The following is a 9,695-nucleotide window of genomic DNA, read 5'->3' as shown; positions in this document are numbered from 1 at the left end:
GGTCGCCAACGCACGGGCGCTGTCGCAGTCGCTGACCGACGCAGGGATGCGTGCGGTGTCGGGTGGCACCGATACGCACCTTGCGCTGATCGACCTGCAGCACCTCGGTGTCGACGGTCGCACCGCGGAAGATCGTTGCGCGGCGGCCGGGATCACCCTCAACAAGAACGCGATTCCGTTCGATCCGGCGCCGCCTGCCGTCGCGTCGGGTATTCGGGTCGGATCTGCCGCGGTGACGAGCCAAGGATTCGATACCTCCGATATGAACACCGTCGGTGTTCTGCTCTCGCGTGCAGTGCGCGCCGAGGCAGGCACCCCCGACGGTGACCGCGAGCTTGCTGCCGTGAAGAGCGACGTGACGGATCTCGTGACGCGCAAGCCGGCCTACCCCGACGCATGACGGTCGAGATTCTCGCGCAGTCGGGGCAAGGCGCGGGCGTCCCGATCAGGGAGCTCCTGCTCGTCTTCCTCACCGCTGCTGTCGTGACGTTCCTGGCGACCGGTGGTGTTCGCGTTCTCGCGATCAAGTTCGGGGCAGTCGCCGCTCCTCGTGAGCGAGACGTCCACGTGACGCCGACGCCGCGGCTCGGCGGCACTGGGATGTACCTCGGAATGCTGGTGGCGCTGCTGTTCGCGTCGCAACTGCCTGCTCTCGCCCGAGGTTTCAACCCCGAGTACAACCAGGACATCCCGGCGGCGATGATGGCCGGATTCGTGATCGTCGGTGTCGGCATCATCGACGACCGGTGGGGTCTCGATGCCCTGACGAAATTCGTCGGCCAGGTAACGGCCGCTGGAGTCCTGGTCGTCATGGGAGTCAGCTGGTATCTGCTTTATCTGCCGTGGGGTCCCGACGGCGGCAGCACTCTCGTTCTCGACCAACTGCAGGCCGGTCTCGTCACCGTGTTGATCACCGTCGTGATGGTGAACGCGATGAACTTTGTCGACGGCCTCGACGGCCTGGCAGCCGGGCTCGGTCTCATCGCGTCACTTGCCATCTGTGTGTTCTCGGTCGGGTTGCTTCACGAACAGGGTGGCGACGTGAGCATCTACCCGCCTGCGGTCATCGCTGCGGCGCTGGCAGGTGCCTGTCTCGGGTTCCTCCCGCACAACTTCCAGCCCGCCCGCATCTTCATGGGCGATTCCGGATCCATGCTGATCGGACTGATGCTCGCGACGGTGGCGACCAGTGCGTCGGGCAGAATCCCGCTCGTGGCGTACGGGCCCAGGGATCTGCTCGGCCTCCTGTCGCCGCTCCTGCTGGTCGGCGCGGTCATGTTCATTCCGATACTGGACCTCCTGCTGGCGGTCATCAGGCGCACACGGGCGGGCCGCAGCCCCTTCAGCCCAGACAAGATGCACCTGCATCACCGATTGCTTCAGATCGGACATTCGCACCGCCGAGTCGTCCTGGTCATCTACCTGTGGGTGGGAGTGCTCGCATTCGGTGCGGTCGGTTCCTCACTGATCGATCGACGAATCGTCGTGTTGCTGGTTGCGGCAGGTCTGGTGTTCGCGCTGGTGGTGACCGCCGTTCCGACCATTCGCCTCGACATGGCTCGGCAGCATCGGCGCACGAGGAAAGCCGGCCGACGAGACCGTCGGGGCTGATGCCCGACGTGGCTGGGTAGTCTGTGCGTCTGTGAGCTTCTCTCCTGCGCCGGTGCCCGATCAATCCGACTCGATGCGTGCTGCAGTTCGCTACGGCATCATCGGTCTGGCGGTGTTGACCGTGCTCGGTGCCGTCATCGCGACACTGGTCGCTGGACTTCCCGGCCTGTGGGGAGCGCTCATCGGTGCGGCGCTCGGTGGCGGGTTCATTCTCACCACTGCGTTGTCCATCGCGCTCACCTCGAAGATTCCGCCGACCATGGCCGGCGCAGTGCTGCTCGGCGGGTGGATCGTCAAGATGCTGCTCGCCGTGGTGGTCCTGGCGGTACTGAAGGACATGGATTTCTACAGCAAGAAGTCGTTGGCGCTCGTAGTGGTTGCCGCTCTGGTTCTCGTACTCGGAGCGGAGGTCTACGGCGTGGTGCGGACCAAGGCTCCATACGTGGACGACAAGCCGGACAACACCGAGTCCGACGGCCTGTAGTACGACGAACGGTCGTAATCGGTCAAGAAACAGCCCCACCTACACAACGTCGTAGTTGTGTTGATAAAGTTCCGACCAAGTGAGGGTCGACTGTCGCGAACAGGACATATCGCGCGGCAAGAAAGCCCTCACAGGTAACCGACGTCGCGTGAGATCACTTACAGACGCGTCCGAAGAGTTACCGAGTCGACGTGAGTCGCCGACACCCGACAGACGCTGGCCAGTGAAGACCAGGCCTCAGCTGCTGACGACCTCGAGCCGATATCGTCGACTTGATAGATCGTCAATGTCCGATCGAACCGCAGTCGTTTGGCGTCTGCGGCCCGAACACGGGAGAGACCGCTGAGCGTCACCAACCTGGCTGCGGAGTTCACTCCGCCGTCACTATCCGACTTCTTTCCTCCCGCTATCTTGTTCGAGGGCACACCCTTCGAACTGGACAGACTGATGCTCATTCGCATCCTCATGACCCTCGTGTTGGTCGTGTTGTTCGCGGTCGCGATGCGCGGTGCGAAAGTCGTGCCACGGGGACTCCAGAACGTCGTCGAGTACATGCTGGACTTCGTCAAGATTCAGATCGCGGACGAGATCCTCGGCAAGGAGCAGGGCAAGCGCTTCCTGCCGATCATCATGACGATCTTCTTCGCCGTGCTGTTCATGAACATGTCCGGAATCATCCCGTTCCTGAACATCTCTCCGAACGCGCGAATCGGTATGCCGATCGTGCTCGCGTTGATCGCCTACGTGACGTTCAACTACGTGGGAATCAAGAAGTACGGCTTCTTCAAGTACGTCAAGAGCAGCGTCGTCGTCCCCGACGTTCCGTGGGCGTTGCACATCATTCTGATCCCGATCGAGTTCATCTCGACGTTCATTCTTCGACCGTTCACGCTCACCGTGCGTCTCATGGCCAACATGCTCGCCGGTCACCTCATGCTCGTGCTGTTCTTCAGCGCGACCCAGTTCTTCTTCTTCCAGGCCGCGGCGGGAATGAAGATCTTCGGCCTGTTCTCGCTTGCAGCAGGTTTCGGCTTCACGCTGTTCGAGATGCTCGTCATCGGACTGCAGGCATACGTGTTCGCGCTGCTCACCGCGGTGTACATCGACCTCGCCCTGCACGCAGACTCCCACTAGTTCTGCACGCCGACTCTCACTAGACCGCACGACGACAAGATCTACCTGACCCACGCACCGACCGGTGATGGGCAACAGAAAGGGAACGGAATTCAAATGAGCCTCGCGTACCTGGCACAGGAAACGACCAGCACGGTGACCGGCGCTGGATACGGTGCAATCGGTTACGGCCTCGCTGCCATCGGACCTGGCATCGGTGTAGGCATCGTGGTCGGCAAGGCCATCGAGGGCATCGCCCGTCAGCCTGAGCTCCAGGGCACCATCCGTACCAACATGTTTCTCGGCATCGCGTTCACCGAAGCGCTCGCGCTGATCGGTATCGTCGCCGGCTTCCTGTTCGGTTAATCCGACATGGCAACCGACATCGCGTTCTTGGCCGCGGCGGAAGGCGAGGACATCAATCCTCTTCTCCCCGCGACTTACGACATCGTTTGGTCTGCGGTCTGCATCGCTGTCATCGGCTTCGTCTTCTGGAAGTACATCCTTCCGAAGTTCCAAGAAGTCCTGACGCAGCGTAGCGAGCTGATCGAAGGCGGCATCAAGAAGGCCGAAGAGGCTCAGGCGGAGGCCAAGGCTGCTCTCGAGCAGTACCAGAAGCAGCTCGCCGACGCTCGTCACGAAGCCGCGCAAATCCGTGAGGACGCGCGCGCTCAGGGACAGGCCATCCTCGCCGAGTTGAAGACGAAGGCGCAGGAGGAAAGCGACCGGATCGTGGCCGCAGGTCACAGCCAGCTCGTTGCTCAGCGTCAGCAGATCGTTACGGAACTTCGTAGCGACCTCGGACGCACGGCAGTCGAACTCGCCGAGAAGGTCATCGGCGAACAGCTGTCCGATGAGGCGAAGCGTGCTGGATCCATCGACCGCTTCCTGAGCGAACTCGACTCCGTCACCGCTGATTCTGCAGCGGGAAAGTGAGATAACCATGTACGCAACTTCTCGTGAGGCTCTGGCCCGCACGCGTTCGGTTGCGAACGATGCGCTCGGGTCTGCGTCGGCAGGGCAAGCAACTGCTGCTGCCGCGCAGACCGGTGCAGAGCTCTTCGCTGTCGTGGAGACCCTCGACGGACAGCGCACGTTGCGTACCGCGCTGTCCGACGCCTCGGTTTCCGCGGAACGTCGCAGCGCGCTGGCGGAGGAACTCTTCGCCGGACAGGTTTCGGAGATCACCTCGAAAATCCTGAAGACCGCTGTCACGGAGAGCTGGTCCAAGGCATCGGATTTGCTGAACTCACTGGTCGTACTGGGCCGGGAAGCTCTGCTTCGCGCCGCAGCCGACCAGGATCAGCTCGATACCGTCGAGGACGAGCTGTTCCGTCTCGGCCGGATCGTTGCAGCCAACCCGCAGCTCGAGCAGGCCCTGTCGGATCTCGGCAAGCCTGTTCAAGCCAAGCGTGAGCTGCTCGGACGTCTGCTGTACGGCAAGGTGACTGCGGTTACCGAGGCGTTGGCGATCCAGGCGGTCAGTCGTCTCCGTAAAGCGGCACCTGCCGATGCACTGGACGAACTGGCAGGACTGGCAGCGCAGGTCCGCGACCGAGCTGTGGCGCACGTGCGCAGTGCGGCACCCCTCAGTGACAGTCAGCTCGAGAAGCTGACCGCGACATTGACGCGTACCTACGGCAAGCCCGTCACCGTACATGTCGAGGTCGATGCCGAACTGCTCAGCGGACTTGTGGTCCGAATCGGCGACGAGGTCATCGACGGTAGTGGGGCAGGCCGCCTCGCTGCATTGCGAAAGACGCTCAAGTAGTACGAGTACGGCACCACAGTCTTGACGAAGAGGCGTTTCGAAATTTCGGAAGCCTTTAATACCGCGATCATTGAAGGAAGAGCAGGAAAAAATATGGCGGAGCTGACGATCTCCTCCGACGAGATCCGTAGCGCGATCGAGAACTTCACCGCGAGCTACTCACCGGAGTCCTCCCGCGAGGAGGTCGGCACGGTTACCGACACGAGCGACGGAATTGCTCACGTGTCCGGTCTTCCGTCGGCGATGTCCAACGAGCTGCTGGAATTCCCCGGCGGCGTTCTCGGTGTTGCGCTCAACTTGGATGCCACCGAAATCGGTGCTGTCATCCTCGGTGACTACGAGCACATCGAAGAAGGCCAGGAAGTCAAGCGCACCGGCGACGTTCTGTCCGTACCGGTCGGCGACGGCTACCTCGGCCGCGTCGTCAACCCCCTCGGTCAGCCGATCGACGGGTTGGGCGACATCGAGTCCAGCGAGAACCGCGCACTCGAACTGCAGGCTGCCTCGGTACTCGAGCGCCAGCCGGTCGAAGAGCCGCTGCAGACCGGCATCAAGGCCATCGACGCCATGACGCCGATCGGCCGCGGACAGCGTCAGCTCATCATCGGCGACCGCAAGACCGGCAAGACCGCCGTCTGCATCGACGCCATCCTGAACCAGAAGGCCAACTGGGAGTCCGGCGACGAGAAGAAGCAGGTTCGCTGCATCTACGTCGCCATCGGCCAGAAGGGCTCCACGATCGCAGGCGTCAAGGCTGCGCTCGAAGAGCAGGGTGCACTCGAGTACACGACCATCGTCGCGGCTCCGGCATCCGATTCGGCCGGCTTCAAGTGGCTCGCTCCGTACACCGGCTCGGCCATCGGCCAGCACTGGATGTACCAGGGCAAGCACGTCCTCATCGTGTTCGACGACCTGACCAAGCAGGCCGAGGCGTACCGCGCCATCTCGCTGCTGCTGCGTCGTCCGCCGGGCCGCGAGGCATACCCCGGTGACGTCTTCTACTTGCACTCCCGTCTGCTGGAGCGTTCGGCCAAGCTGTCCGACGCGCTCGGTGGCGGTTCGTTGACGGCTCTGCCGATCATCGAGACCAAGGCAAACGACGTCTCGGCGTACATCCCGACCAACGTCATCTCGATCACCGACGGTCAGGTCTTCCTCGAGTCGGACCTCTTCAACAAGGGTGTTCGTCCCGCGATCAACGTCGGTATCTCGGTCTCCCGAGTCGGTGGCGCCGCACAGACCAAGGGGATGAAGAAGGTATCCGGCTCACTGCGTCTCGAGCTGGCTCAGTTCCGTGAGCTCGAAGCCTTCTCCGCGTTCGCCTCCGACCTCGACGCTGCCTCCAAGGCTCAGCTCGAGCGTGGTGCGCGTCTGGTCGAGCTGCTCAAGCAGGATCAGTACTCGCCGGTTGCCGTCGAAGATCAGATCGTGTCGATCTGGCTCGCCGGTCAGGGCACCTACGACTCGGTTCCCGTCGGCGACGTGCGTCGCTTCGAGAGCGAGTTGCTCGAGGATCTGCACCGCAACGCCAGCGGCGTGTACGACAACATTGCCGGCGGCAAGGCACTGGACGACGACACGCAGAAGGCGCTCCTCGAAGCCACCGAGAAGTTCAAGGCAGGCTTCCTCGACTCCGAGGGCAACACCGTCGTCAACGAGGCCGAGGCAGACACGCTGAACCCGGACGAGGTCAGCCAGGAGCAGGTCAACGTCACCCGCAAGACAGTCAGCAAGTAGGCCGGCGATGACAGGTGACAAGACGAGCAAAGAAGGGAGCGTGAACAGCTGATGGCAAGCATTCTCGAGCTGCGTTCCCGGATCAAGTCGGTCAACTCGACGAAGAAGATCACCAAAGCGCAAGAACTGATCGCCACGTCGCGAATCACCAAGGCGCAGGCTCGTGTTGCGGCCTCCAAGCCGTACGCGGAAGAGATCACCAAAGTGCTCTCGGCTTTGGCCAGTGCTTCGGGTTCGCTCGATCACCCGTTGCTGAACGAGCGCACCGAACCCAAGCGTGCGGCTGTCCTGGTTGTGACCAGCGACCGCGGCATGTGCGGTGGTTACAACTCCAACGTCCTCAAGGAAGCGGAGGAGCTGTTCCAGCTTCTGCGCAAAGAGGGTAAGGACCCGGTCATCTACGTGCTCGGCGCGAAGGGGCTCGGTTACTACACCTTCCGTGAGCGCGACGTGAAGGGTGCATGGACGGGCTTCTCGCAGGAGCCCGGCTACGCCGACGCGGCAAAGGCCAGCAGGCATCTGGTCGAGCTGTTCATGGCGGGATCCGGCTCCGAGGTGGACGCCCCCAACGGTGAAGGCACCATCGAGGGCGTCGACGAACTGCACATCGTCTACACACGTTTCGTGTCGATGTTGACGCAGAAGCCCGAAGTTCGCCGGATGGCACCGCTGGAGATCTCGTACACCGACGAGGAGATTCAGATGGGCGCAGATGCGCTCACCGATTCGCCCTCGGCTTCGGATGTGCAGGCCCAGTACGACTTCGAGCCCGAGGCCGGAACGCTTCTGTCGGCTCTGCTGCCGAAGTACATCAGCACGAGGATCTACTCCTCGTTGCTCGATGCGGCTGCGTCCGAGTCGGCCGCGCGCCGTACTGCCATGAAGGCGGCAACGGACAACGCGAACGAATTGGTCGAGAACCTGAGCCGTCAGGCCAACCAGGCTCGGCAAGCCCAGATCACCCAGGAAATCAGCGAAATCGTTGGTGGCGCAAACGCGTTGGCTGACAGCGCAGGAAGTGACTAAGCAATGACCGCAGCAGTAGCCCAAGAGAACGCGAGCGGAGCGGGCACACAGTCCGGCCGTGTCGTTCGGGTCATCGGCCCCGTTGTGGACGTCGAGTTCCCGCGCGGCTCCATCCCCGCTCTGTTCAACGCCCTCAACGCAGAGATCACTCTGCCGACCGTGGCCAAGACCCTGACGCTCGAGGTCGCACAGCACCTCGGTGACAATCTGGTCCGCACCATTTCCATGCAGCCGACCGACGGACTCGTCCGCGGCACGGACGTCGTGGACAGTGGCAAGCCGATCTCGGTTCCCGTCGGCGACGTCGTCAAGGGTCACGTCTTCAACGCCCTCGGTGACTGCCTCGACACCCCGGGCCTCGGTCGCGACGGTGAGCAGTGGGGCATCCACCGCAAGCCACCAGCCTTCGATCAGCTCGAAGGCAAGACCGAGATCCTCGAGACCGGCATCAAGGTCATCGACCTTCTCACCCCGTACGTCAAGGGTGGAAAGATCGGACTGTTCGGTGGCGCCGGTGTCGGCAAGACCGTTCTGATCCAGGAGATGATCACCCGTATTGCCCGCGAGTTCTCCGGTACCTCGGTGTTCGCAGGCGTCGGTGAGCGCACTCGTGAGGGCACCGACCTTCACCTCGAGATGGAAGAGATGGGCGTCCTCCAGGACACCGCCCTTGTCTTCGGCCAGATGGACGAGCCGCCCGGCACGCGTATGCGCGTCGCCCTGTCCGCACTGACCATGGCGGAGTACTTCCGCGATGTGCAGGGCCAGGACGTGTTGCTCTTCATCGACAACATCTTCCGCTTCACGCAGGCAGGTTCCGAGGTATCGACCCTGCTGGGACGTATGCCTTCTGCCGTGGGTTACCAGCCGACGCTGGCGGACGAGATGGGTGAGCTCCAGGAGCGCATCACCTCGACCCGCGGACGCTCGATCACCTCGCTGCAGGCGATCTACGTTCCCGCCGACGACTACACCGACCCGGCGCCTGCGACGACGTTCGCCCACCTCGACGCAACGACCGAGCTGTCGCGTCCGATTTCGCAGATGGGTATCTACCCAGCTGTGGACCCGCTCAGCTCGACGTCGCGAATCCTCGAGCCCGGCATCGTCGGTGCAGAGCACTTCCGCGTTGCCAACGAGGTGAAGCGCATCCTGCAGAAGTACAAGGAACTGCAGGACATCATCGCCATCCTCGGTATGGACGAGCTCCAGGAAGAGGACAAGGTTCTGGTCGGTCGCGCACGCCGCCTCCAGAAGTTCCTCGGCCAGAACTTCATCGTCGCGGAGAAGTTCACCGGTGAGCCAGGCTCGGTCGTGTCGCTGTCCGACACCATCGAGGCGTTCGACAAGGTCACCAAGGGCGAGTACGACCACCTTCCCGAGCAGGCATTCAACAGCTGTGGTGGTCTCGACGACGTCGAGGCAGCAGCCAAGAAGATCGCCGGAAAGTAGCCCGACGTGACTTCTTCGGAAACGAACGGCATGGAGGTCTCCCTCGTCGCGGTCGAGCAGAAACTGTGGTCCGGCAACGCGACCCTGGTGAGTGCTCAGACCACGGAAGGCGAGATCGGCATCATGGCCGGTCACGAGCCGGTCCTCGGCCAGCTGGTCGAGGCAGGCACGGTCTCCATCACCACAGTCGACGGCGAGCGAATCGTTGCGGCCGTACACGGTGGATTCCTGTCCGTGACGGGTAAAGCCGTCACTGTCCTCGCGGAGTCTGCGGACTTCGCCAAGGACATCGACGTCGATGCAGCTCGAGCAGTACTGGACGCGGGCGGTGACGACAAGGAGGCACTCGCGATGGCGAAGGGCCGAATTCGCGCCGCCGAGCGGGCCTAGGTTTCACGAGAAAGCCGCGACGGGGCCAGCGAGATGCACATCGGAGTGATCGTTCTGATCATCCTGGTTGTGCTGCTCGCAGGCCTCGTCGCGGCTTTTCTGTATCGTCTG

At 62.7% G+C, this 9,695-nt stretch carries 11 protein-coding genes and 1 pseudogene; 11 read left to right on the top strand and 1 reads right to left on the bottom strand.

Going from position 1 to position 9,695, the window contains the following annotated elements:
• From A2J03_RS04220 to A2J03_RS04210, 3 genes and pseudogenes are all read left to right on the top strand, one after another.
• Positions 1-400 (top strand): annotated as a pseudogene (locus A2J03_RS04220) (serine hydroxymethyltransferase); the annotation flags it as partial.
• On the top strand, positions 397-1,611 hold the full coding sequence (locus A2J03_RS04215) for a glycosyltransferase family 4 protein (protein WP_068370109.1): 1,215 nt from the start codon (positions 397-399) through the stop codon (positions 1,609-1,611). The pseudogene A2J03_RS04220 and the gene A2J03_RS04215, both read left to right, overlap by 4 nt.
• A gap of 31 nt (positions 1,612-1,642) precedes the next feature.
• A complete protein-coding gene (locus tag A2J03_RS04210) occupies positions 1,643-2,095 on the top strand; it encodes a hypothetical protein (RefSeq protein ID WP_068370106.1) in 453 nt (150 codons plus the stop codon).
• A 158-nt stretch (positions 2,096-2,253) separates the two neighbouring features.
• On the opposite strand, the gene A2J03_RS31475 is transcribed toward A2J03_RS04210, so the two are convergent.
• On the bottom strand, positions 2,254-2,550 hold the full coding sequence (locus A2J03_RS31475) for a hypothetical protein (RefSeq protein WP_231912356.1): 297 nt from the start codon (positions 2,548-2,550) through the stop codon (positions 2,254-2,256).
• On the opposite strand from A2J03_RS31475, the gene atpB reads away from it, so the two are divergent.
• From atpB to A2J03_RS04165, 8 genes are all read left to right on the top strand, one after another.
• The gene (gene atpB, locus A2J03_RS04200) at positions 2,504-3,229 is read left to right on the top strand and encodes a F0F1 ATP synthase subunit A (protein WP_068370112.1); all 726 of its coding nucleotides are present in this window, start codon (positions 2,504-2,506) and stop codon (positions 3,227-3,229) included. The two genes, A2J03_RS31475 and atpB, sit on opposite strands and share 47 nt — an antisense overlap.
• A gap of 96 nt (positions 3,230-3,325) precedes the next feature.
• Complete coding sequence (locus A2J03_RS04195; RefSeq protein ID WP_068370103.1) at positions 3,326-3,574, top strand: ATP synthase F0 subunit C; 249 nt, start codon at positions 3,326-3,328, stop codon at positions 3,572-3,574.
• A gap of 6 nt (positions 3,575-3,580) precedes the next feature.
• Positions 3,581-4,144: a F0F1 ATP synthase subunit B gene (locus tag A2J03_RS04190; RefSeq protein ID WP_068370101.1), complete on the top strand. Its 564-nt coding sequence runs from the start codon at positions 3,581-3,583 to the stop codon at positions 4,142-4,144.
• 7 nt (positions 4,145-4,151) lie between these two features.
• Positions 4,152-4,979 carry a F0F1 ATP synthase subunit delta gene (locus A2J03_RS04185; protein ID WP_068370098.1) on the top strand — a complete coding sequence of 276 codons (828 nt, stop codon included), beginning with the start codon at positions 4,152-4,154 and terminating at the stop codon, positions 4,977-4,979.
• 93 nt (positions 4,980-5,072) lie between these two features.
• The gene (gene atpA / locus A2J03_RS04180) at positions 5,073-6,716 is read left to right on the top strand and encodes a F0F1 ATP synthase subunit alpha (RefSeq protein WP_068370095.1); all 1,644 of its coding nucleotides are present in this window, start codon (positions 5,073-5,075) and stop codon (positions 6,714-6,716) included.
• A 51-nt stretch (positions 6,717-6,767) separates the two neighbouring features.
• A complete protein-coding gene (locus tag A2J03_RS04175) occupies positions 6,768-7,742 on the top strand; it encodes a F0F1 ATP synthase subunit gamma (protein ID WP_068370092.1) in 975 nt (324 codons plus the stop codon).
• A gap of 3 nt (positions 7,743-7,745) precedes the next feature.
• Entirely contained in the window at positions 7,746-9,194 is a 1,449-nt protein-coding gene (atpD, locus tag A2J03_RS04170) for a F0F1 ATP synthase subunit beta (protein WP_068370090.1), read from the top strand.
• 30 nt (positions 9,195-9,224) lie between these two features.
• On the top strand, positions 9,225-9,584 hold the full coding sequence (locus A2J03_RS04165; RefSeq protein ID WP_068370087.1) for a F0F1 ATP synthase subunit epsilon: 360 nt from the start codon (positions 9,225-9,227) through the stop codon (positions 9,582-9,584).
• Positions 9,585-9,695: the final 111 nt, after the last annotated feature.

The organism is Rhodococcus sp. EPR-157, assembly GCF_001647195.1.
Lineage (GTDB): Bacteria > Actinomycetota > Actinomycetes > Mycobacteriales > Mycobacteriaceae > Rhodococcoides.
This window is presented reverse-complemented; position numbering and strand designations above follow the sequence as displayed.